This is a genomic window from Pseudomonas silensiensis (genome assembly GCF_050434865.1).
Lineage (GTDB): Bacteria > Pseudomonadota > Gammaproteobacteria > Pseudomonadales > Pseudomonadaceae > Aquipseudomonas > Aquipseudomonas fluorescens_W.
The window spans coordinates 24,126-45,480 of record NZ_JBNDJH010000030.1 but is presented as its reverse complement, the minus strand read 5'-3'; the positions used below and the strand labels follow the sequence as shown (position 1 = coordinate 45,480).

Annotated in this window: 21 protein-coding genes; 12 read left to right on the top strand and 9 right to left on the bottom strand. The window is 61.7% G+C overall.

Annotation, left to right across the window (positions count from 1 at the left end):
* The first annotated feature begins 172 nt into the window (after nt 1-172).
* Entirely contained in the window at nt 173-2,302 is a 2,130-nt protein-coding gene (locus tag QF010_RS30005) for a mechanosensitive ion channel family protein (protein ID WP_429534531.1), read from the top strand.
* Between the two features lie 25 nt (nt 2,303-2,327).
* On the opposite strand, the gene QF010_RS30000 is transcribed toward QF010_RS30005, so the two are convergent.
* Complete coding sequence (locus QF010_RS30000) at nt 2,328-6,647, bottom strand: DEAD/DEAH box helicase (RefSeq protein WP_429534530.1); 4,320 nt, start codon at nt 6,645-6,647, stop codon at nt 2,328-2,330.
* A gap of 325 nt (nt 6,648-6,972) precedes the next feature.
* On the opposite strand from QF010_RS30000, the gene QF010_RS29995 reads away from it, so the two are divergent.
* Both QF010_RS29995 and QF010_RS29990 read left to right on the top strand, forming a co-directional pair.
* Nucleotides 6,973-7,857: a sugar nucleotide-binding protein gene (locus QF010_RS29995; protein ID WP_033059446.1), complete on the top strand. Its 885-nt coding sequence runs from the start codon at nt 6,973-6,975 to the stop codon at nt 7,855-7,857.
* Entirely contained in the window at nt 7,850-8,779 is a 930-nt protein-coding gene (locus tag QF010_RS29990) for an NAD-dependent epimerase/dehydratase family protein (protein WP_056743686.1), read from the top strand. The genes QF010_RS29995 and QF010_RS29990 overlap by 8 nt, the downstream gene beginning before the upstream one ends.
* Before the next feature lie 57 nt (nt 8,780-8,836).
* Here the strand turns inward: QF010_RS29990 and QF010_RS29985 are convergent, their stop codons facing one another.
* The 5 genes from QF010_RS29985 to QF010_RS29965 form a co-directional block, all read right to left on the bottom strand.
* Nucleotides 8,837-9,535: an OmpW/AlkL family protein gene (locus QF010_RS29985; RefSeq protein WP_429511793.1), complete on the bottom strand. Its 699-nt coding sequence runs from the start codon at nt 9,533-9,535 to the stop codon at nt 8,837-8,839.
* Between the two features lie 103 nt (nt 9,536-9,638).
* On the bottom strand, nt 9,639-10,157 hold the full coding sequence (locus QF010_RS29980; RefSeq protein WP_033059441.1) for a DUF3299 domain-containing protein: 519 nt from the start codon (nt 10,155-10,157) through the stop codon (nt 9,639-9,641).
* Between the two features lie 11 nt (nt 10,158-10,168).
* Nucleotides 10,169-11,434 carry an ABC transporter permease gene (locus tag QF010_RS29975; RefSeq protein ID WP_024164579.1) on the bottom strand — a complete coding sequence of 422 codons (1,266 nt, stop codon included), beginning with the start codon at nt 11,432-11,434 and terminating at the stop codon, nt 10,169-10,171.
* Nucleotide 11,435: 1 nt separating this feature from the next.
* Nucleotides 11,436-12,146, bottom strand: coding sequence for an ABC transporter ATP-binding protein (locus tag QF010_RS29970; protein WP_033059437.1), 711 nt, complete (start codon nt 12,144-12,146; stop codon nt 11,436-11,438).
* A 23-nt stretch (nt 12,147-12,169) separates the two neighbouring features.
* The gene (locus QF010_RS29965) at nt 12,170-12,748 is read right to left on the bottom strand and encodes a DUF2796 domain-containing protein (RefSeq protein ID WP_429534529.1); all 579 of its coding nucleotides are present in this window, start codon (nt 12,746-12,748) and stop codon (nt 12,170-12,172) included.
* 135 nt (nt 12,749-12,883) lie between these two features.
* On the opposite strand from QF010_RS29965, the gene QF010_RS29960 reads away from it, so the two are divergent.
* Complete coding sequence (locus QF010_RS29960; protein WP_033059435.1) at nt 12,884-13,231, top strand: hypothetical protein; 348 nt, start codon at nt 12,884-12,886, stop codon at nt 13,229-13,231.
* Here QF010_RS29960 and trxA read toward each other — a convergent pair.
* The 3 genes from trxA to QF010_RS29945 are packed head-to-tail and all read right to left on the bottom strand — an operon-like array spanning nt 13,228 to nt 15,257.
* Nucleotides 13,228-14,100, bottom strand: coding sequence for a thioredoxin (gene trxA, locus QF010_RS29955; protein ID WP_429511797.1), 873 nt, complete (start codon nt 14,098-14,100; stop codon nt 13,228-13,230). The genes QF010_RS29960 and trxA overlap by 4 nt on opposite strands.
* A 39-nt stretch (nt 14,101-14,139) precedes the next feature.
* On the bottom strand, nt 14,140-14,796 hold the full coding sequence (locus tag QF010_RS29950; protein WP_429534528.1) for a class I SAM-dependent methyltransferase: 657 nt from the start codon (nt 14,794-14,796) through the stop codon (nt 14,140-14,142).
* Complete coding sequence (locus QF010_RS29945; protein WP_429534527.1) at nt 14,793-15,257, bottom strand: hypothetical protein; 465 nt, start codon at nt 15,255-15,257, stop codon at nt 14,793-14,795. Before QF010_RS29945 ends, QF010_RS29950 begins: the two co-directional genes overlap by 4 nt.
* Before the next feature lie 128 nt (nt 15,258-15,385).
* On the opposite strand from QF010_RS29945, the gene nrdR reads away from it, so the two are divergent.
* The 8 genes from nrdR to QF010_RS29905 all read left to right on the top strand — a co-directional run bounded on the left by nrdR (nt 15,386) and on the right by QF010_RS29905 (nt 21,346).
* Nucleotides 15,386-15,850, top strand: a complete 465-nt coding sequence (gene nrdR / locus QF010_RS29940; protein WP_003228656.1) for a transcriptional regulator NrdR — start codon at nt 15,386-15,388, stop codon at nt 15,848-15,850.
* The gene (ribD, locus tag QF010_RS29935) at nt 15,847-16,980 is read left to right on the top strand and encodes a bifunctional diaminohydroxyphosphoribosylaminopyrimidine deaminase/5-amino-6-(5-phosphoribosylamino)uracil reductase RibD (protein WP_033059430.1); all 1,134 of its coding nucleotides are present in this window, start codon (nt 15,847-15,849) and stop codon (nt 16,978-16,980) included. Before nrdR ends, ribD begins: the two co-directional genes overlap by 4 nt.
* Nucleotides 16,981-17,026: 46 nt before the next feature.
* On the top strand, nt 17,027-17,689 hold the full coding sequence (locus QF010_RS29930; RefSeq protein ID WP_008033746.1) for a riboflavin synthase: 663 nt from the start codon (nt 17,027-17,029) through the stop codon (nt 17,687-17,689).
* A 16-nt stretch (nt 17,690-17,705) separates the two neighbouring features.
* A complete protein-coding gene (gene ribBA, locus QF010_RS29925) occupies nt 17,706-18,797 on the top strand; it encodes a bifunctional 3,4-dihydroxy-2-butanone-4-phosphate synthase/GTP cyclohydrolase II (RefSeq protein ID WP_033059428.1) in 1,092 nt (363 codons plus the stop codon).
* Between the two features lie 91 nt (nt 18,798-18,888).
* Nucleotides 18,889-19,365, top strand: a complete 477-nt coding sequence (ribH, locus tag QF010_RS29920; protein WP_003185938.1) for a 6,7-dimethyl-8-ribityllumazine synthase — start codon at nt 18,889-18,891, stop codon at nt 19,363-19,365.
* On the top strand, nt 19,362-19,862 hold the full coding sequence (gene nusB / locus QF010_RS29915; RefSeq protein ID WP_008153530.1) for a transcription antitermination factor NusB: 501 nt from the start codon (nt 19,362-19,364) through the stop codon (nt 19,860-19,862). The genes ribH and nusB overlap by 4 nt, the downstream gene beginning before the upstream one ends.
* 18 nt (nt 19,863-19,880) lie before the next feature.
* A complete protein-coding gene (gene thiL / locus QF010_RS29910; RefSeq protein ID WP_429534526.1) occupies nt 19,881-20,846 on the top strand; it encodes a thiamine-phosphate kinase in 966 nt (321 codons plus the stop codon).
* Nucleotides 20,843-21,346, top strand: coding sequence for a phosphatidylglycerophosphatase A family protein (locus tag QF010_RS29905; RefSeq protein ID WP_003228639.1), 504 nt, complete (start codon nt 20,843-20,845; stop codon nt 21,344-21,346). The genes thiL and QF010_RS29905 overlap by 4 nt, the downstream gene beginning before the upstream one ends.
* Nucleotides 21,347-21,355 lie beyond the last annotated feature (9 nt).

Sequence of the window (21,355 nt, the reverse complement as noted above, 5' to 3'; positions counted from 1 at the left end):
GAGTTCGACTCGATGTTTCAGGTCGACGTAGCTCCAAGAACACCTCGGTAGGCTCCCTCTCCCTTAGGGAGAGGGCTGGGGTGAGGGGTGGCCCTTGATTTCACCCAATAACCGAACTTGCCTACACTTTCCCGATCAGTTCCTTACAGACCCATTTGCAGGAGCGCCGCGTTTGTTCAAGTTCAAGACCGCGATACTACTGGGGGCGTTGCTGATTCTGGGCAGCAACGAGCTGGAGGCTGCCGCACTACCGGGTGTGCCGGCGGCGGCCACCGCCACGACACCGCTGGCCCACCCCGAACCGCTGGTACAGGGTGGTTTGCTGGGTGCCATCAGTTCGAGCATTGAGGAAGTCCAGGGAAAACTCGATCTCAACGAGGACCTGCTGGACGCCTGGCGTCTGCGTGCAGACCGGGCAGCGGTTGAGGTGGATCAACTGGTCAATCATCGGTCGTCCCGCTCGAGCTGGAGCGTGGCGGGGGATTTCCTGCTGTTGTCCGGTGTGTGGATTGGCGTCTTTGCACTGCTCTGGCTGCTGGGAGGGTTGCTCACCAAACGCCTGTGTCAGAACCGCCTGCTGCTCACTCGCGAGCGCGGTCAGGCTTTACTGGGTTATGTGTTGCCCTACACGATTCCGGCGCTGATCAGCCTGCCACTGACGCTGTATGTCAGCCATTTCTTGCAAGTGTCCGCCGGCCGGGCGCTGGCATTGTGTTTCGCCTATGCCACCAGCAGCGGCATTTTTGCCGCGTCGTTGCTGTTGTCGCTGGTGGTGGTGTTCAACGCCGGCCACAAGCGCAGGGCGGTGCAGATTATTCGTCAGTGCAGCCCACGACCGCTCTTTGTCATCGGCTTCCTCGTGGCCCTGAGCGACGCCTTGACCAGTCCGCAGATCGCCCGCCTGCTCGGCGGTAATCTCACCAGCAGTATCGCGGTGTTCACCGGGATGGCGGCTTCGATCGCCTTCGGCCTTCTGGTGTTCAAAATGCGCCGTCCAGTCGCCCATCTGATCCGCATTTTGCCGTTGGCCCAGCGCCTCAGTCAGCCGGCCTTGCGTGAAATGCTGCGGATCTTTTCCGGGCTCTGGTACTGGCCGATTCTGTTGATGGTGCTGGTGTCGGTGATCAACCTGATCGGCATCGGCGATGACAACCAGAAAGTACTGCGCTGTGCGTTGTTTACTACGGTGTTGCTGATTGCGACGGTGTTTCTCAGCACGTCGCTGCATCACCTGTTCAAGTCGCGCAGTGAGTTGTCCGTGCGCCGCAGCAGTGCCTACAAAGAACGCTTTCTCAGCCTTTCGCACGCGTTGCTGCGCATCGCCCTGGCGATTGTGTTCATCGATGTCCTGGGGCGCATCTGGGGCGTGTCGTTGTTCGAGTTTGCAGTGAGCAATTCGGTCGGCCGGGCGATCAGCGATTCCCTGAGCCGTATCGGTTTGATTTTCCTGGTGACCTGGATGGTCTGGGTGGTGTTGGACACGGCGATTCAGGAAGCCCTGAAACCACCCGTCAGCAAACGCTCGGCGCGCCAGCCCAGTACCCGGATCAAAACCATCCTGCCGCTGCTGCGCAACGCGATCAAAATCATCCTGGTGGTGATCTGCGCGATCACCACCATGGCTAATCTGGGGATCAACGTTGCACCTTTTCTGGCCGGTGCCGGTGTCGTGGGGCTGGCCATCGGTTTCGGTTCCCAGCAACTGGTGCAGGACGTGATCACCGGGTTGTTCATCATCATCGAAGACACATTGTCGATTGGCGATTGGGTGGTGCTCGACTCTGGCCACGCCGGCACCGTCGAAGGCTTGACCATCCGCACCTTGCGCCTGCGCGACGGCAAGGGGTTTGTGCACTCGGTGCCGTTCGGTCAGATCAAGGCCGTGACCAATCAATCACGGCAATTCGCCTATGCATTTTTCTCGGTGCAGTTCACCTACGACACCGATGTCGACAAGGCTATCGAGTTGATCCGCGAGGCCGGGGATTCCATCCGCGACGATGCGTTCCTCAAGTACAACCTGCAAGGGCCGCTGGATGTCTTTGGTGTCGACAAGATGGACCTCAACGGCGTGGTGCTGACGGCACAGTTCCGCACTGTGTCGGGTGGGCAATATGCGGTGAGTCGCGCATTCAACCAGCGTTTGAAAAAGCTTGTGGATAACAGCCCGTGGGTGCATTTCGCGCAAACTTATCCACAGCAGGTGTTGATGCCCAGACAGGCTGTTGAGTCGCCGCAAAGCAATGAGCTTGCATCGGAGCATTCATCGGTGTTCCTGCCGGATCAGCCGAGAACGCAGTAAACACGCGGATACCTGTGGCGTCTGGTTATCGGTGTTGGATCAGTTTGCTACGGACATCAGTACTGGCCTGCTGATCCAGCACCAGCCAGAAAATCTGCTTGCCGGCGATCTCGGCGGCGGCCGGAAGACCATCGCGATACACCAATCGATTGCTCGCCAGCGCCGGTACTTTTGCACCCGGTAAAAGCGTCCCGGCGAGGTTCAGCGGATCAACCCCGCACACGGCAATCAAACTCCCGTCATGCGGCCGTCGCCGCACCTCGCGCAGCAACGGTATGGCCTCGGGCAATGCAAACTGCTCACCGGCCAAGCCACTGACAAACCGCCCGCCGCGAATCTCGCCGCGCGCTTCCAGCCGATGGAAAGTGCGCAGCAATTCCCGCCAGCTCGGCAACCAATCCGCTTCACGTTCCAGCAAGCGCCAGAACACCACGCCGTAGCGTCGCAGCAAGGTCATGGCGATATGTTCAAGGGTGTCGGTCGGCGTCGGTGCCGGACGTTTGTTATCCACAAGCGGAGCTTGCGCGCCGCGTCGCAGCAAGGCCCAGCGCCCGGCATCGTCCATCCCGCCAACAAACGCTCCGCGCCCGCGTCGGCTGCTGCGATTCTGGCGTTTGCTGGCCGGGGTGATCAGCGCCCGCAGACCGGCGAAACTGTCGGCGTTCACCAGCCCGGCGCCGACCAATTCCTGCAAGGCGATTTCCAGCTCCGAGCGCAGCAGGTGGGCTTCGTGAGTCAGCTCATCGAAAAACAACGCACCGTGTTGGCTCAGGGCTTCGTAGACTTTTTGCGTCTTGGGCGACAGTTCGTTGACCGGCGTCTGCTCGGTCAACCCGCTCCACAACCCGACCTGACTGCGCGGCAGCAGCAGAATCGGCGTGCTGCGCAGCGCCGTGCTGGCGCTCTTGTTGCGTGCGGTCAGGCGAGTCCAGACCAGTTTGCCGCTGCGACACAGGTCATCCAGCCAACTCGCCGAATAGTCTTTTATTCGCGCCGGCAAAATATCGCTGTCCCAGGCTGAAGCGGCGGCGGGGTAGCCTTCGAACTGACCGACTATCGCGGGCAACACCGCGCTGCCCTGACCCTGGGTCGCGGTGGACAGATGTTGCCAGTCGAACAGGAAACGCATGAAATCCTGCAACGCCACGGGCTCGATTTCCCGCCGCAGACGCTTGACGGTGTAGCGGTGAATCCGCGCCAGCAAATGCCGTTCGCACCATTCTTCCTCAGCCGTGCCGGGCGTGAATTGGCCGCGCAGCACATAGCCTTCGCGCTCCAGTTGCGCCAACGCCTGGGTGACTTGAGTCGCCGGTAAACCGAGCGGTTCGGCAATCGTGTTCAGCGGCAACGGACCGAACGCGCTGAGCCGCGCACGAATCACTTCCAGCACCGCTTCGTCCGCCGTCCAGACTTCATCGAACCCGGGCAAAGCCTCCAACGGTGGCTGCAAAATCGCTTGTGGATAAATCGAGTTCAGGCAAGTCAGCCGCTCCAGCGCCAACCACAGCGCTTGGCCGACATCGACTTGCAAGCGGCTGGCGCGACCGCTGTCGGCCAGGGCCTTCAGCCAATCGAGCCAGTCGGGATGGGCCTGGGCTTCGGCGTCGGTGATGCACGCGAGGCTCATCAACGCTTCATGCATTTCATCGACGCCAGTCGGCGTTGGCCAGGCTTCCTCGCGCACGGCTTGAATCGCGTCCGCATCCAGCGCACCGAGGTCGTCGGTGGACTGCGGATCGCTCCAGCGGCGGTTGAGTACCGCTTGAGTGCGGCGCTCTTCCAGCGGTGCATCGTCGAGAAAAGTGTAGGGGCGGGCGCTGAGAATTTCCGCTGCCAGCGGCGAGGGCGCCGGCAGGTCGCGGCTGATCAGGCGGATGTCGCCACGTTCCATGCGCCGCAACAACGCCAGCCAGCCTTCGCTGTCCATGGCCTCGTGCAGGCAATCGTCGAGGGTTTGTTCCACCAGTGGATGGTCGGGAATTTCCCGTTCGCCGGCGAGGTTTTCCACGCACGCAATCTGATCGGGAAATACGCTGGCGATCAGGTCTTCGCTTTTCATCCGCTGGATCTGCGGCGGGACTTTGCGTCCGCCACTGTAGCGCGGCAGCGCCAGAGCGACCCCGGCATTCCAGCGCCAACGCACGCCGAACAGCGGCGCATCGAGCACGGCTTGAATCAGGGTGTGCTCGGCGCTGTTGCTGTGCAAATAGCGCCAGACATCATCGAGTTCGAAACTGTGGCTGGTGGACAGCGACAGGACGATGGCGTCTTCGCTGGCGGCGGCCTGCAATTCAAAATTGAAGGTGCGGCAGAAACGCTTGCGCAGAGCCAGGCCCCAGGCACGGTTGATGCGGCTGCCGAACGGCGTGTGGATGATCAATTGCGTGCCGCCGGACTCGTCGAAAAACCGCTCCATCATCAGCGTGTCTTGTGACGGCAGGGCGCCGAGGGTCAGGCGCGCACGGGCCAGGTAATCGACCAATTGTTCGGCACTGGCCAGGTTCAGGCCGAGGGTGTCGGTCAGCCAGTCGGTCGCGGGCTGCAAGTGACCGGGTGTAGCGCCGAGCAGCTCATCGAGTTGCGCTTGCAGGCGGGCCACGGCGAACGACAGTTCAGCGCTGCGCCCCGGCGCTTCGCCGAGCCAGAATGGAATGGTCGGCGGTTGGCCCTGGGCATCTTCGACCCGGACCTTGCCGGTTTCGACCCGCAGAATACGGTAGGAGGTGTTGCCCAATTGGAAGACATCCCCGGCGATGCTTTCCACCGCAAAGTCTTCGTTGACGCTGCCGATGTTCAGCCCTTGGGGTTCGAGTAAAACGCTGTAGTCGGCGTTGTCCGGGATCGTCCCGCCGCTGGTCACGGCCGTCAGCTTGGCGCCCCGGCGACCGCGCAGGGTGCGGGTCACCGCGTCGCGGTGCAGGTAAGCGCTGCGGATGCCCAGGCGACCGTTGTAGCCTTCGGCGAGCATCTGCAACAGCGCTTGATAGTGTTTTTCGTCGAGTTCGCTGTACGGCGAGGCGTTGCGGAACATCTCCAGCAACGCCTGCTCCTGCCATTCCTGGCAACTGACCTCGGCGATGATTTGTTGCGCGAGTACATCCAGCGGTGCCTTGGGGATCAGCAGCGTGTCGAGTTCGCCGCGACGCACACAGTCGAGCAGGGCGGCGCATTCGATCAGATCGTCGCGGGTGGTGGCGAACAAACGGCCCTTGGGCGTGCCACCCACCTGGTGCCCGGAGCGGCCGACTCGTTGCAGAAACCCGGCAATCGAACGCGGCGAAGCAATCTGGCAGACCAGGTCGACATCGCCGATATCGATCCCCAGTTCCAGGGACGCCGTGGCGATCAGCACTTGCAGGTCGCCGCGCTTGAGCCGCTGTTCGGCGTCGAGACGAAACTCCTTGGCCAGACTGCCGTGGTGGGCGGCGACGGCTGCTTTGCCGAGACGCTCGCTCAAGTGACGGCTCAGGCGTTCGGCGAGGCGTCGGGTGTTGACGAAAATCAGGGTGGTGCGGTGTTCGCGGGCGAGGGCGGCGAGGCGGTCATAGACCAGTTCCCAGATGTCGTTGGCCATCACCGCCGACAAAGGCACGGGCGGTACTTCGATGTCCAGATCCCGCGGGCGGGCGTGGCCGATGTCGATGATTTCGCACGCGCGATCACGGCCAACCAGAAACTGCGAGACGGCTTCAATGGGTTTTTGCGTGGCAGACAGGCCAATCCGCATCAGCGGTTGCGGGCACAACGCTTGCAGCCGCTCGAGGCTCAAAGCGAGATGACTGCCGCGCTTGCTGGCGGCGATCGCGTGAATTTCGTCGACGATCACCGTGCGGGCAGTGCTGAGCATTTGTCGGCCGGAGTCGGAACCGAGCAGCACGTAAAGGGATTCCGGGGTGGTCACCAGAATGTGTGGTGCGGTCTTGCGCATCGCCGAGCGGTCTTTTTGCGGGGTATCGCCGGTGCGCACGGCGGTGTTGATCTGCAATTGCGGCAGGCCCATCGCGCGTAACTGCTCGGTGATGCCGGCCAGCGGGTCTTGCAGGTTGATCTGGATGTCGTTGGACAGGGCCTTGAGCGGCGAAACGTAGACCACCAGGGTTTCGTCCGGCAGATGACCGCCGTTGGCCATTGCGCGGTGGACCAGGTCGTCGATGACCGCGAGGAACGCGGTGAGGGTCTTGCCGGAGCCCGTGGGTGCGGCGACCAGGGTCGAACGGTGCTGGCGGATCAACGGCCACGCCCGGGCCTGGGCGGCGGTGACCGTCGGGAAGGTGCTGCTGAACCAGGCGCTGACGGCGGGGTGGAAGCCTGCCAGGGCGCTGTCCGTCGGGATTGGCAGATTCATGCAGCAATTTATGCGGGTGAGCCGGGGAAGTTGCAAGTACCGCTCAAGACCTTCGCTGGTCTCCAGGGCCCCTTCGCGGGCAAGCCCGCTCCCACAGGGATCTTCTGTGAATACAAAATTTGTGGACAACATAGAACTCTGTGGGAGCGGGCTTGCCCGCGATGAGGCCAGTAGCCGCGCCACAAATCCCCACGATCTACACTTTACGGATGACGGTTGCGCACTAAACCCGCAAAATGCAACGATTCCGGCAACTATCGACGGCATCGCCCGCGAGCGGTGTCGATAAAGCCATTGTTTCAATCAGACTGGGCCTGCTGACTCTATGCGAATGCGCCTTATGTTACTGGGCGGCGGAAATGCCCTTGGGCAGGCGCTGATTCGCCTCGGTGCGGAGGAAGACATCGGCTTCCTCGCCCCCCGCCCACCGCAAGACGGCTGGGACGCCGCGAGCCTGACGCAACTGCTCGACGACACCCGTCCGGACGCGTTGATCAACCTCGCCTATTACTTCGACTGGTTTCAGGCGGAGACGGTCAGCGAACAGCGTCTGGCCGGGCAGGAACGGGCGATCGAGCGTCTGGCCGAACTGTGCCAGCATCACAACATCGTGCTGCTGCAACCGTCGAGCTATCGTGTGTTCGATGGTTCCCGGGCGACGGCCTACAGCGAAAAAGACGAACCGCTGCCCTTGGGCCTGCGCGGTCAGGCTTTGTGGCGGATCGAACAAAGCGTGCGCGCCACCTGCCCGCAACACGTGTTGCTGCGATTCGGCTGGCTGCTGGATGACAGCCCCGACGGCACCCTCGGGCGTTTCCTCGGTCGCGCCGAACTGCCTGAAGAATTGCTGATGGCCGATGACCGTCGGGGCAATCCGACGCCGGTGGATGACGCCGCGCGGGTCATCATCTCGGTCCTCAAGCAACTCGATTGCTCGGCGCCGCTGTGGGGTACCTACCATTATGCCGGGCATGAGGCGACCACGCCGCTGGCGCTTGGGCAAGCGATCCTCAGCGAAGCACGCGCGCTGCATCCGCTCGCCATCGAAGCGCCGACCGCCCAGGCTCACGCCGCCCGGCCCGACGCTGCCGAAGAGCCGCAACACGCGGTGCTGGCCTGCAAGAAAATTCTGCACACTTTCGGGATCAAGCCCCGCGCCTGGCGTGCGGCACTCCCGGGCTTACTGGATAGGTTTTATCGCCATGGCTGACGGCCCTGTTTTAATCACCGGCGGCGCCGGTTTCATTGGTTCGCACCTCACCGATGCCTTACTCGCCAAGGGCCATTCGGTGCGCATTCTCGATGACCTCTCCACCGGCAAACGCAGCAACTTGCCGCTGGACAATCCCGGCGTCGAACTGATCGTGGGTGATGTGGCCGATGCCGCGCTGGTCGCGCAGGCGATGGTCGGTTGCAGCGCTGTGGCGCACCTGGCCGCAGTGGCGTCGGTGCAAGCGTCGGTGGATGATCCGGTGAAGACGCACCAGAGCAATTTCATTGGCTCGCTGAATGTCTGCGAAGCCATGCGCCAGAGCGGCGTCAAACGCGTGCTGTACGCGTCCAGCGCAGCGGTCTACGGCAACAATGGCGAAGGCGAGTCGATCGACGAAGACACGCCAAAGGCGCCGTTGACGCCTTACGCTTCGGACAAATTGGCGAGCGAGCATTACTTCGATTTCTACCGCCGCCAGCATGGTCTGGAGCCGGTGATTTTCCGCTTCTTCAACATCTTCGGCCCGCGCCAGGATCCGTCCTCGCCGTACTCCGGGGTGATCAGCATTTTCAGCGAGCGCGCGCAGAAGGGCCTGCCGATCACTGTGTTCGGTGACGGTGAGCAGACTCGCGATTTCGTCTACGTCGAAGACCTGGTCGACTTGCTGGTGCAAGCGATCGAGAAACCGCAGGTCGAAGTCGGCGCGGTGAACGTCGGCTGGAACCAGGCCACGACCCTCAAGCAAATGCTTGAAGCCCTTGAAGCGGTGGTCGGTCAATTGCCGCCGGTGAGCTATGGCCCGGCGCGCTCCGGTGACATCCGCCACTCGCGAGCGAACAATCAGCGTTTGCTGGAGCGCTTTACCTACCCTGAGCAGACACCGATGAGTGTCGGCCTGGCGCGGTTGTTGGGGCGCTGAGGTTTTTGCAGCCATGAAAAAGGCGCCTTTCGAGGCGCCTTTTTTTGTGCGGCACTTTTAGAACTTGTAACCCAGGCCAACCATGTAGATGAACGGGTCTACGTCCACATCGACCTTGGCGCGAGTGCCCTGCGCCACCGCGTTATTTTGCACCGTCGCGGTGGTGTCGATGTCGATGTAGCGCACCTGGGCGTTGATCATGATGCTGTCGGTCAGCATGTAGTCGGCGCCGACCTGGAACGCCATACCCCAGGAGTTATCCGCCTTGAAGTTGCTGAAGCCGTTGGCGCTGGCTTCGCTGCCAACGTGCTCGTCGTAGATCCAGGTGTAGTTGATACCGGCACCGACATACGGCTGGAACGCGGACTTGCCGTCCAGTGGGTAGTACACAATGCTCAGCGTCGGTGGCAGGTGTTTCAGCGAACCGAGTTTGCCATTGGCCGCGCCGAGAGCGGTGCCTTTGAGCTTCACGTCATGCTCGAACGGCGAGGCCGCCAGCAGCTCGATCCCCCAGTGGCTGTTGAGCATGTAAGCGAAGTTCAGACCCAGTTGCGTGTCGCTGCTCATGGTGGCCTTGCCACCCAGATCGGCACCCTTCAGCGGACCTTGATCAACCTTTACGCTGGAGCTGTCGGCTTTCGGGTTGACGGTGATTGCACCGGCACGAACGATGATATCGCCGGCTTCGTGGGCGTAGGCTAACGGTGCTGCGAGCGCGAGGGCAAACAGCGAAGCGCTGAGCAAAGACTTGTGCATGGAGGGCTCCAAAGGACGTTAAAAATGTTCGATGTCCAATGGTACGGAGCCGTCTGGTACGGTCTTTTGACTCAGCTCAATGAAACAGTGATGGGGGCGTCATTCACTCCGGCAGCTCATACACATAGATCTTGTCGGCCTCCATCTGATACCCCGCATCAGCCAATTCGCTGCTGGATGCCTTGACCTGCAGCGCACCCTCGATCCAGTACGGCTGATACAACTCGTCGAGCTTCACACCCACCTCGCTTTTGACGTGCACGATCTGGTTCGACGGCGGTGGCGGCACGTGGATGCAGGCGCCGAAATACGGCACCAGCAGAAACTCCGTGGTACGACCTTCTTCACTCACTTCCAGCGGCACGATGTAGCCCGGCAGCCGAATGTGCTGACCGTTGAGGCTTTTCACCACCGGTGCATTGGGCATGTCTTGCTTGGCCGCTGGCGCCGATTCGGCGGCCAACGCGTTGCCCATCTGCGACAGGTCGTGCAGTGGCGTCATGTTCGGCACTTCCGGTGCAGCGTCCGGCGGGATCATTTCCGACCAGGTCAGGTCTTTCGGCTCGGCCGCCCACAGGGGCAAGGCGACCAGCATCAACAGCGCAAGCACGGCACGGGGCATGTTCAACGTCCTCATAAACGGATCGACAGGCCATCGGCCAGGGATTGGCGATACGCGCGCCAGGCCGGCACGCTGCCCATCAGTAACGCGGCGATCAGGATGCCGCCGAGCAGCGTCCATTCATATTCGCTCGGCCAGGCGAGCGGCAGGTACAAGCCGTAATTGGCTTGCACATAACCTTGGGCCAAGGCGATGCCCACATACAAAAGCGCCACCCCGGCAATCACGCCAGACAGCGCCAGGGCAAACGCCTCCAGCACCAGCAACGTCGCGATGTGCCACGGCCGGGCACCTACCGAACGCAGAATCGCCATCTCCCGACGGCGTTCGTTGAGGCTGGTGAGGATCGCCGTGAGCATGCCGATCAACCCGGTCAGCACCACGAACAGCGAGACCACGAACAAGGCTTTTTCCGCCGTGCTCATCAAACTCCACAGCTCTTGCAGCGCCACGCCCGGCAGGATCGCCAGCATCGGTTCACCGCGAAATTCATTGATCTCACGCTGCAGCGCGAAGGTCGAAATCTTGCTGTTGAGGCCGAGCATGAAGGCGGTGATCGCTTGCGGCGTCAGGTCCATGTTGCGTGCCTGATCGGCACTGATCCGACCGTTGCCGCGCGCCGGCACGCCGTTGTGCCAGTCGATGTGAATCGCTTCCATGCCGCCGAGGCTGATGTGCAGCGTGCGGTCCACCGGGGTGCCGGTGCGTTTGAGAATGCCGACCACGGTGAACGGCTTGTCGTCGTGCTTGACCAGGCTGATCACTGCCACGCCGTGGGCCAGCACCAGTTTGTCGCCGAGTTTGTAGTGCAGCGCGTCGGCCACTTCGGCACCGAGTACGACTTCAAACGGATCGGTGGCGAAGGCGCGGCCGTCGGCCAGTTCCAGGTGTTGCTGATGACCGTACTGATAGTGCTCGAAGTATGCCTCGGTGGTGCCCATCACGCGGTAACCGCGATGGGAGTCGCCGAGGGACATCGGGATCGCCCACTTCACTTTCGGGTTGTTGGCGAAGTGTTCGAAGCTGTCCCAACGGATGTTGTTGGTGGCGTTGCCGATGCGGAACACCGAGTACAGCAACAGGTTCACCGAACCGGAACGTGCGCCGACGATCAGGTCGGTGCCGCTGATGGTGCTGGCGAAACTGGCTTTGGCTTCGGTGCGCACCCGTTCCACGGCCAACAGCAGGCAGACCGACAAGGCAATGGCGAACGCGGTGAGGATCGCGGTGAAGCGGCGGTTAGCCAGGCTGGCCATGGCTAGACGAAACAAATACATCTCAAACCTCGGACGGGGTGGCGGCGCGATTGAGATCGGCCAGCGACAGGTGGCGATCGAACAGCGGTGCCAGGCTCTGGTCATGGCTGACAAACAGCAGGCTCGACCCGGCTTCGCGGCATTCGGCGAACAGCAAGCGAAGGAAGTTCTCGCGAGCGTCGTAATCCAGGGCCGAGGTCGGTTCGTCGGCGATCACCAATTCAGGCTGACCGATCAACGCGCGCGCAGCGGCAACCCGTTGCTGCTGACCGATGGACAGCGAATCGGCGCGACGACTGAGGATGCTTTCATCCTTCAGACCCAAGTGGGCGAGGAGGGTGGCCGCCGCCTGATCGACGCTGCCGTGGCGCTGGATCGCCCGTTCCGCGCGCAGTTTGGAAAAGTGGCAGGGCAACTCGACGTTTTCGCGTACCGAGAGAAACGGCAGCAAGTTGAACTGCTGGAAGATGTAGCCGGTGTGATCGACCCGGAAGCGGTCGCGAGCGCCAGCACCGAGTTCGGTCAGTTCCTGGCCGAGCAATCGGATGCTGCCGCGATCAGGCTTCTGCACTCCGCCGAGCAGGCCGAGCAGAGTGGTCTTGCCACTGCCGCTGGGGCCTTTGAGGAACAGGGTTTCCCCGGGTTCCAGGCGAAACGCCGGGATATCCAGCAGCGGCGGATGACCGGGCCAACTGAAGCCCAGGTCGGACAGTTCGATGAGTGCTTGGGTCATGTGAGCCAATTTCTATAAGAGTGTCAGAATTTCAGGGCGGCAGCCTTGGCCGTCACTTCAACCCCTTGCTGCCCGCTCGGGCTGATCAGTTGTACCTGAATCTTCTGGGTTGCCGGGAAGGTGTTGAAGATGTTCGCCAGGTCCAGGTTTTTCAGCGCGCCCGGTGCCGAGCAACTGAATTGGTAATGCGCGTGGATTTCGCTGTGGTCGTGGTGATGCCCATCTTTGGCATCTTCGTCGTGATCATCATCGGCATCGGGCTTGTCGCCAAACAACGGGCTTTCCAGTTCCTGCGTCGCCACCACGCAACCAGCGGCTTTCGGCAGGTTGAACAACACCAGCGGTTTCTCAAGCTGCGCACGAACGGCGGCGACTTTGGCTTTGTCGGCGTCGGTGGTGGCGGCGTGTTCGAAGCCCACCAGGTTCATCGCCGGGCTTTCCAGTTCCAGCTCCAGGGTCTGACCGTCCAGCGCTGCGTTCAGGCGACCGACACCATGTTCGTGAGCGCCGAGGCTGCCCTGCTCATGATCATGTTCATCGGCCGCGTGGGCGACGGCCAGCGGCAACAGGGCAAACGGCAGAGCGAGAAGCAGACGGCGCATGGAGGGTCTCCGAAAAGTAAAATGAAGAATTTGTTATGTAATCTTATAACGTAAGTGGCGAGAGTTTGACCGCCTGCTTGGCGTTGCACAAGTCCCATGGGAGCATGCAAGTCAGAAATGTGCAGGAGCAGACTTATGTTGCGTATACGCGGAAGCATCGGCGACTGGCCGGTGGATTTGACGCTGGAGATGGATGACGGCGACTGGGCGCGGCTCGGTGCGCAGTTGCAGGTGGTGAAACCGGAGGCCAGTGCTGCACCGGCAAAACCGGTCAATCAGGATGATGCGCTGTGGCAGATCACCAAGGATTTGCTGCGCAAGGCCGGGCAATTGAGCGGACCGGATTTGCTGGATCAGTTGGAAGGGCTGACCGGCAGCGCGGCGTCGGGCAAACGCTTGCTCGTGCGTTTGCGCCACTGCTCTGATGTGAAAGTGACGAGCGGCGGGGATACGCCGCTCTACAGCTGGATCAACGCAGGTTAGTACAGCGCAGCAAACAACTTGCGGCGGTACGTGGTCACCAGCGGGTGATCGTTGCCCAGCAGTTCGAACACCTGCAGCAAGGTCTTGTGCGGCAAGCCTTCGTTGTAGCTGCGATTGCGCACGAACAGCTTGAGCAACGCATCCAGCGCTGCGTCGTACTGCTGACGGGCCAGTTGCTGGATCGCCAGCTGATAAACCGCTTCATCGTCCTGCGGATTTTTCGCCAGGCGCGCTTTCAGGTCTGCCGCATCCGGCAAATCCTTGGCCTGGCCGAGAAACTGGATCTGCGCCTTGGCACCGGCGAGGGCCGCCTTGTGCTCATCGCTCTTGACGGCATCGAGCACGATTTGCGCTTCGCCCAGCTCGCCACGTTCGGTGAGGCAGCGGGCGTAGAGAATCAGCGCCTTGGCATTGGTGTTGTCTTCGCCCAGCAGCACTTTCAGTGTGGCTTCGGCGTCGGCAAAGCGGTTGTCATCAAACAGCGCCTGAGCCTGTTCGAACGGGTCGGAAGCAGCCGGCGGTGGCATTTGCACGTGAGGTTCAAGCATCGCGCGCACGGCGGATTCCGGCTGTGCTCCGGCGAAACCATCCACGGGTTGACCGTCCTTGAACAGCACCACCGTCGGCAGGCTGCGAATGCCGAAGCGCGAAACGATGTCCGGCTCGACGTCGCAGTTGACCTTGGCCAGCAGCAACTCACCCTGATAGCTCTCGGCGATGGTTTGCAGCATCGGCATCAAGGCCTTGCACGGCGCACACCATTCGGCCCAGAAATCCACCAGCACCGGTTTGTGGAAAGAGTTCTCGATCACCGACTGCTCGAAATCGGCAGTCGTGGCGTCGAAGATGTACGGCGTTTCCTGACTCATGGGGGATCTCGTAAAAGCGTGAATGGGGCAACTATAAGGCTAGCCGCGCCGCGCGTGGTAGAGGCTCACATGCCGAAACTCTTCGGGCTCGGCCAGATCGGGCAAGGTCATCGCTTCCAGCATCTCGATGCGTCGATACAACGGATGGCGAAAATCCCTTACGCGTGAATCAGCCACCAGCGCTTCCTGGCCGCGACTCAGGAATTCATCGAGCAACGGCAGATTCGCCCGGTCGTACAGCACGTCGGCCACCAGAATCAGATCAAACCGATCTGCTTCGGCGAAAAAATCCGTGGAGTAGTTGAGGTGTACGTCATTGAGTTCGGCATTCGCCCGACACGCGGCAATCGCCAGCGGATCGAGGTCACAGGCCACCACTTCCAGCGCTCCGGCCTTCACCGCCGCGATCCCCGCCACCCCGGAACCGGCACCGAAATCCAGTACCCGTTTGCCTTTGACCCACTCAGGGAATTCTGCGAGATAGCGGGCGACCGCCAGGCCACTGGCCCAGCAAAAACTCCAATACGGCGGCTCATGGAGAATCCGCTGGGTTTCTTCCGGGCTGAAGGCGCGGTCCATGTTGTCGCCGTCGATCAGCCAAAGCTTCAGGTCGGTGTCCGGCAATGCGACAGGCACAAGCTGCGCATCACCGAGCAACTCACCCAACGCCTGTTGCAGGTCGAGCGGTGCAATCATGGCGCTTTGACGAATTGCAGCTGACCCAGCACTTGCGTCGTTGGCTGGCTGATGACTTGCGACGGCAGATGCAAAATCAGCTGGCCGGACTGGCTGGCCCGGCCACGCAGTTCCACGCGGGCGCCGACCGGGAAGAATTCCGGGTTGAAACGCAGGTGAAACGGCAGAATCTGATTGGTGCCGATCAGGCTGGAGCTGGCCAGCAATTGTTGCGGGCGGCCCTTGTCGTCGATCACCAGCAGCGCCAGTTCGACTTCGGCGTCGGCCGGCACGCCTTGCAGGGTGCCGCTCAATTCACGCTGATACGCGGGCAGCGGGCCGAGGTTGGCCGATTCCCTGGCTTTCTTCTGTGCCTGTTGTGGCGCGGGGCCTGGCGTCGGCGGCTGGGGCTTGGGCGCATCGCTGCCGCAGGCCACCAGCAGGCTGAAAAGACTGAGCAAAACGAGCGGTCTTAGGGGCATTTTCGGCTCCAGCAAGGTGAAATCCATGGATCTAGCTCTATAGCCCGTCTGTATACCGCAAACCCTATGGCTTGTCTTGCCACGGGGATGCGCTACCATGGCCCTCCCTTTTTTTGTTGCCTGCCACCATGCACTGTCCCTTCTGCGGTGCCAACGACACCAAGGTCATCGACTCGCGTCTGGTCGCCGAGGGCGAACAGGTGCGCCGCCGGCGCGAATGCCTGGCCTGCGGCGAGCGTTTCACGACATTCGAGACGGCCGAACTGGTGTTGCCGCGCCTGATCAAAACCGACGGCAGCCGCCAGCCGTTCGACGAAGAAAAACTCCGCGCCGGCATGCAGCGTGCGCTCGAGAAGCGCCCGGTGAGTGTCGAGCGCCTGGAATCGTCGTTGGTGCACATCAAACACAAACTGCGCGCCACCGGTGAGCGAGAGGTTAAATCCCTTGTCGTCGGTGAACTGGTGATGGCCGAGCTGCAAAAGCTCGACGAAGTCGCCTACATTCGTTTCGCCTCCGTGTATCGGCGCTTCCAGGACCTCAACGAGTTCCGCGAAGAGATCGATCGCCTGGCCCGTGAGCCGGTGAAAGAATGACCACGTCCCCAGAGCAAGCCATCCTCGACGCCCATTACATGGCCCGTGCCCTGGAACTGGCGCGCAAAGGTCATTACACGACACATCCAAACCCTCGGGTGGGCTGCGTGATCGTGCGTGACGGGCAAATTGTCGGCGAAGGCTGGCACGTGCGCACCGGCGAACCCCACGCCGAAGTCCACGCCCTGCACGCCGCCGGCGATAAGGCTCGAGGCGCCACCGCGTACGTGACCCTTGAACCTTGCAGCCACCACGGACGGACGCCGCCTTGTGCGGATGCGCTGGTACATGCGGGTGTGGCTCGGGTCGTCGCGGCGATGCAAGACCCGAACCCGTCGGTTGCCGGTCGTGGCATGCAGCGCCTGGCCCAGGCCGGCATCGCTACCGAAAGCGGTGTGCTGGAAGGTGAAGCGCGCAAGCTCAACGAAGGTTTCCTCAAGCGCATGGAACACGGCTTGCCGTTCGTGCGGGTCAAGTTGGCCATGAGCCTCGACGGTCGCACGGCGATGGAAAGCGGTGAAAGCCAATGGATCACCGGCCCTGCTGCGCGTTCTGCGGTACAGCGTCTGCGCGCCCAGGCCAGCGTAGTGTTGACCGGCGCCGACACGGTGCTGGCAGATAATGCCCGTTTGACCGTGCGTGCCGATGAGTTGGGCCTGGATCCTGAGCAAACGGCCCTGGCCATGAGCCGTCCGCCGTTGCGTGTGTTGATCGACGGTCGTCTGCGGGTGCCGCTGGATGCACCGTTCTTCAAGGCTGGCCCGGCGCTGGTCGCCACGTGCATGGCGATTGAAGAGCAATACGCCCATGGCCCGGAGTGCTTGATCGTGGCGGGCGAGGATGGCTTGGTCGACCTACGCAAACTGCTGGTCGAACTGGCCAATCGCGGGGTCAACGAAGTGTTGGTCGAAGCGGGGCCGCGTCTGGCCGGGGCTTTCGCACAGCAAGGGTTGGTCGACGAATTCCAGATTTTTATCGCCGGCAAGTTTTTAGGTTCGTCTGCGCGTCCGTTGCTGGATTGGCCGCTCGCGCAAATGAAGGATGCGCCTGAACTCAAAATCACCGAAATTCGCGCGGTTGGCGATGACTGGCGAGTCATCGCCATTCCTTCGCCAGCGGCGAGCGTATAATTCCGGGCCTGCGCCACGCGACGGCCCTGTTCTCGAGGAGGACTCCATGTTTACCGGCATCATCGAATCCATCGGCAGTATTCGTGCATTGACCCCAAAAGGCGGAGATGTGCGGGTACACGTAGAAACCGGCAAGCTCGATCTGAGCGACGTCAAACTGGGCGACAGCATCGCGGTCAACGGCGTGTGCCTGACGGCGGTTGAGTTACCAGGCAACGGCTTTGCGGCGGACGTCAGCCGCGAAACCCTCGACTGCACCGCGATGAACGACCTCAAAAGCGGCAGCCCGGTGAACCTGGAAAAAGCCCTGACCCCGACCACTCGCCTCGGCGGGCATCTGGTCAGCGGCCACGTCGATGGCGTGGGTGAAGTGGTTGCCCGTACCGAGAATGCTCGCGCTGTGGAGTTCCGCATCCGCGCTCCCAAAGAGCTGGCCAAGTACATCGCCCATAAAGGCTCGATCACCGTCGACGGCACCAGCCTGACCGTGAACGCGGTCGATGGCGCGGAGTTCCTGCTGACAATCATTCCGCACACCCTGAGCGAAACCATCATGGCGTCTTACCAGCCAGGTCGCCGGGTGAATCTTGAAGTTGACTTGCTGGCACGTTATCTGGAGCGCCTGTTGTTGGGCGACAAGGCCGCAGAGCCGACTTCCAGTAACATCACCGAAAGCTTTCTGGCCGCCAACGGCTACCTCAAATCCTGACCCAAGGGGGTGCCTTGTGGCGCTCAATAGCATCGAAGAACTGGTTGAAGACATCCGCCAAGGCAAGATGGTCATCCTCATGGATGACGAAGACCGCGAGAACGAAGGCGACCTGATCATGGCCGCCGAGTGCTGCCAGCCAGAACACATCAACTTCATGGCCAAGCACGCCCGTGGCCTGATCTGCATGCCGATGAGCCGCGAGCGCTGCGAACTGCTGAAGCTGCCTCTGATGGCGCCGCGTAACGGCTCCGGTTTCGGCACCAAGTTCACCGTGTCCATCGAAGCGGCCACCGGCGTGACCACCGGCATCTCCGCCGCCGACCGTGCGCGCACCGTGCAGGCCGCTGCCGCGAAAGACGCCAAGGCGGAAGACATCGTCAGCCCCGGCCACATCTTCCCGCTGATGGCTCAGGCTGGCGGAACGCTGGCTCGCGCCGGCCACACCGAAGCGGCGTGCGACCTGGCGCGCATGGCCGGTTTCGAGCCGAGCGGCGTGATCTGCGAAGTGATGAACGACGACGGCACCATGTCCCGCCGCGCGGAACTGGAAGCGTTTGCTGCCGAACACAACATCAAGATCGGCACCATCGCCGACCTGATTCACTATCGGATGATCCACGAACGTACCGTTCAGCGGATTGCCGAGCAGCCACTGGACAGCGAACTGGGCCAATTCAACCTGGTGACCTATCGTGATTCCGTGGAAGGCGACGTGCACATGGCCCTGACCCTGGGCACCGTATGCGCCGAAGAGCCGACCCTGGTTCGGGTGCACAACATGGACCCGCTGCGCGACCTGTTGATGGTCAAGCAGCCTGGCCGCTGGAGCCTGCGCGCCGCGATGGCCGCGGTTGCCGAGGCTGGCAGCGGTGTCGTGCTGTTGCTCGGTCACCCGCTCGATGGCGACGTGTTGCTGGCGCATATCCGCGAAACCGCGGAGCACGTACCGGCGAAAAAACCGACCACCTACAGCATCGTGGGTGCCGGTTCGCAGATCCTTCGGGACCTGGGCGTGCGCAAAATGCGCCTGATGAGTGCGCCAATGAAATTTAATGCGATATCCGGTTTCGATCTGGAAGTTGTAGAATACGTGCCCTCCGAATAATGACCGGTTGTTTCCAGTCCTTGATTCGCGGTTAACACATCACTGAGGGACGCGTAGAAAACGCGTCCCGGCTCTTTAAGAGATCTAACGAATGACCCTGAAGACCATCGAAGGTACCTTCATCGCCCCTAAAGGCCGCTACGCTTTGGTAGTAGGCCGTTTCAACAGCTTCGTCGTTGAAAGTCTGGTCAGCGGTGCAGTTGATGCCCTGGTTCGCCACGGCGTGAGCGAAAGCGACATCACCATCATCCGCGCACCTGGCGCCTTCGAAATTCCGCTGGTTGCGCAGAAAGTCGCTCAGAAGGGCGAATACGCGGCAATCATCGCCTTGGGCGCGGTCATTCGTGGCGGTACTCCGCATTTCGAATACGTGGCGGGCGAATGCACCAAGGGCCTGGCCCAGGTGTCCATGGAGTTCGGCGTTCCAGTCGCATTTGGCGTGCTGACCGTTGATTCCATCGAGCAAGCCATCGAACGTTCCGGCACCAAGGCCGGTAACAAAGGTGCTGAAGCTGCCCTGTCCGCTCTGGAAATGGTCAGCCTGCTGGCGCAGTTGGAGGCCAAGTGATTAGCGACGAAAGCGATCGTTTCAACCCGCGCGATCCAAAGCCTGCGGATGCCGGCAAGCCATCGAAAAGCGTCAAGCGTCGCGAAGCCCGTCAGCTCGCGACTCAGGCGCTGTACCAATGGCACATGGCCAAGCAATCTTTGAACGAGATCGAAGCGCAGTTTCGGGTCGATAACGATTTCAGCGATGTCGATGCCGCTTACTTTCACGACATCCTGCACGGCGTTCCGGCTCACAAGCCTGAGATCGACGCTGCACTGACGCCGTGCCTGGACATCACCATCGAAGAGCTGGACCCGGTTGAACTGGCCGTTCTGCGTCTGTCGACCTGGGAACTGCTCAAGCGCGTCGACGTGCCGTACCGCGTTGTGATCAACGAAGGTATCGAGCTGGCGAAAGTCTTCGGTTCCACCGACGGCCACAAGTTCGTCAACGGTGTACTCGACAAGCTGGCCCCGCGTCTGCGTGAAGCTGAAGTGAAGGCGTTCAAGCGCTAATCCGCGCTTGGAGATGCCATGGGCGAGTTTGAGCTGATCCGTAACTTTTTCGCCGCCGCGCCTTGTGCGCAGGGCGGCGAAGGCGTTGCCCTTGGGATCGGCGATGACTGCGCCTTGCTGGCTGTTCCCCCCGGGGAGCAGTTGGCCATTTCCACCGACACACTGGTTGCCGGTGTGCATTTCGCAGATCCTTGCGACCCGTTTCTGCTCGGTCAGCGCTCGCTGGCCGTGGCTGTCAGCGATCTGGCGGCCATGGGCGCCACTCCCGTTGCCTTTACCCTTGCCCTGACCTTGCCGACGGTGACCGCCGATTGGCTGGACGCCTTCGCCCGTGGTTTGAACCTCATGGCGCAAAGCTGCGGTGTGGCGCTGGTGGGCGGTGATACCACCCGCGGACCGTTGAGCCTGACCATGACCGTGTTCGGTCGTGTGCCGGCCGGCAAGGCGTTGACCCGCAGCGGTGCGCAGCCAGGCGATTTGCTGTGCGTTGGCGGTGAGCTTGGCAACGCGGCGGGGGCATTGTCGCTGGTACTCGGACAGCGAACGGCTGAAGCCGCCATCGCCGATCCGCTGCTGGCGCATTACTGGTCGCCGCAGCCGCAACTCGCGTTGGGCCAGGCGCTGCGCGGTAAAGCCACCTCGGCGCTGGACATCTCCGACGGCCTGCTCGCGGACTGCGGGCATATTGCCCTCGCATCGAAGGTCGGCATTCAGGTTGAGCGGGACTCGCTGCCATTGTCGAAAGCTTTAGTCGCCTTCCTCGGTCAATCGGATGCAGAAATTGCGGCCCTGAGCGGCGGTGATGATTACGTTCTGGCCTTTACCTTGCCGTCCGTCGAGTTGCCGAAATTGGTGGCCGATGGCTGGCCGATCCATGTGGTCGGGCGTGTTGTGACGGGGCAGGGTGTAGTGCTGCTGGACGCCGACGGTCAAGACATCACCCCGCAAACCCGGGGCTATCAACATTTTCGGGAGACACCGTGACAGATCATCCCAAACAGGTCCCGGCGGAATTCGTACCGCCCTCGGTCTGGCGCAATCCGTGGCATTTCCTGGCGTTCGGCTTCGGTTCGGGTACCTTGCCAAAAGCACCGGGCACCTGGGGCTCGTTAGTTGCGCTACCCTTTATCCCGTTGTGGCAGATGCTGCCCGATTGGGGTTACTGGCTGATGCTCGGCATCACCATGCTGTTTGGCTTCTGGCTGTGCGGCAAGGTCGCCGATGATTTGCGGGTACACGACCACGAAGGCATCGTCTGGGATGAAATGGTCGGGATGTGGATCACCTTGTGGCTGGTGCCGGAAGGTTGGTACTGGTTGCTGGCGGGGTTTTTGATGTTCCGCTTCTTCGACATCCTCAAGCCGTGGCCGATTCGCTGGATCGACCGGCATGTGCATGGCGGTGTCGGGATCATGCTCGATGACGTATTGGCCGGGGTGTTTGCGTGGTTGGCGATGCAGGGGCTGGTATGGATTTTTGCCTGATGGGCAAAA

Bases quoted from the DNA above. Each gene is read 5' to 3' on its own strand.
- QF010_RS29975 (WP_024164579.1), bottom strand. From the start codon at position 11,434: ATGTATTTGTTTCGTCTAGCCATGGCCAGCCTGGCTAACCGCCGCTTC.
- QF010_RS29960 (WP_033059435.1), top strand. From the start codon at position 12,884: ATGTTGCGTATACGCGGAAGCATCGGCGACTGGCCGGTGGATTTGACG.
- QF010_RS29930 (WP_008033746.1), top strand. From the start codon at position 17,027: ATGTTTACCGGCATCATCGAATCCATCGGCAGTATTCGTGCATTGACC.
- QF010_RS29970 (WP_033059437.1), bottom strand. From the start codon at position 12,146: ATGACCCAAGCACTCATCGAACTGTCCGACCTGGGCTTCAGTTGGCCC.
- QF010_RS29965 (WP_429534529.1), bottom strand. From the start codon at position 12,748: ATGCGCCGTCTGCTTCTCGCTCTGCCGTTTGCCCTGTTGCCGCTGGCC.
- nrdR (WP_003228656.1), top strand. From the start codon at position 15,386: ATGCACTGTCCCTTCTGCGGTGCCAACGACACCAAGGTCATCGACTCG.
- QF010_RS30000 (WP_429534530.1), bottom strand. From the start codon at position 6,647: ATGAATCTGCCAATCCCGACGGACAGCGCCCTGGCAGGCTTCCACCCC.
- QF010_RS29985 (WP_429511793.1), bottom strand. From the start codon at position 9,535: ATGCACAAGTCTTTGCTCAGCGCTTCGCTGTTTGCCCTCGCGCTCGCA.
- QF010_RS29980 (WP_033059441.1), bottom strand. From the start codon at position 10,157: ATGCCCCGTGCCGTGCTTGCGCTGTTGATGCTGGTCGCCTTGCCCCTG.
- trxA (WP_429511797.1), bottom strand. From the start codon at position 14,100: ATGAGTCAGGAAACGCCGTACATCTTCGACGCCACGACTGCCGATTTC.
- QF010_RS29990 (WP_056743686.1), top strand. From the start codon at position 7,850: ATGGCTGACGGCCCTGTTTTAATCACCGGCGGCGCCGGTTTCATTGGT.
- QF010_RS29995 (WP_033059446.1), top strand. From the start codon at position 6,973: ATGCGAATGCGCCTTATGTTACTGGGCGGCGGAAATGCCCTTGGGCAG.
- QF010_RS29945 (WP_429534527.1), bottom strand. From the start codon at position 15,257: ATGCCCCTAAGACCGCTCGTTTTGCTCAGTCTTTTCAGCCTGCTGGTG.
- thiL (WP_429534526.1), top strand. From the start codon at position 19,881: ATGGGCGAGTTTGAGCTGATCCGTAACTTTTTCGCCGCCGCGCCTTGT.
- ribH (WP_003185938.1), top strand. From the start codon at position 18,889: ATGACCCTGAAGACCATCGAAGGTACCTTCATCGCCCCTAAAGGCCGC.
- QF010_RS29950 (WP_429534528.1), bottom strand. From the start codon at position 14,796: ATGATTGCACCGCTCGACCTGCAACAGGCGTTGGGTGAGTTGCTCGGT.
- ribD (WP_033059430.1), top strand. From the start codon at position 15,847: ATGACCACGTCCCCAGAGCAAGCCATCCTCGACGCCCATTACATGGCC.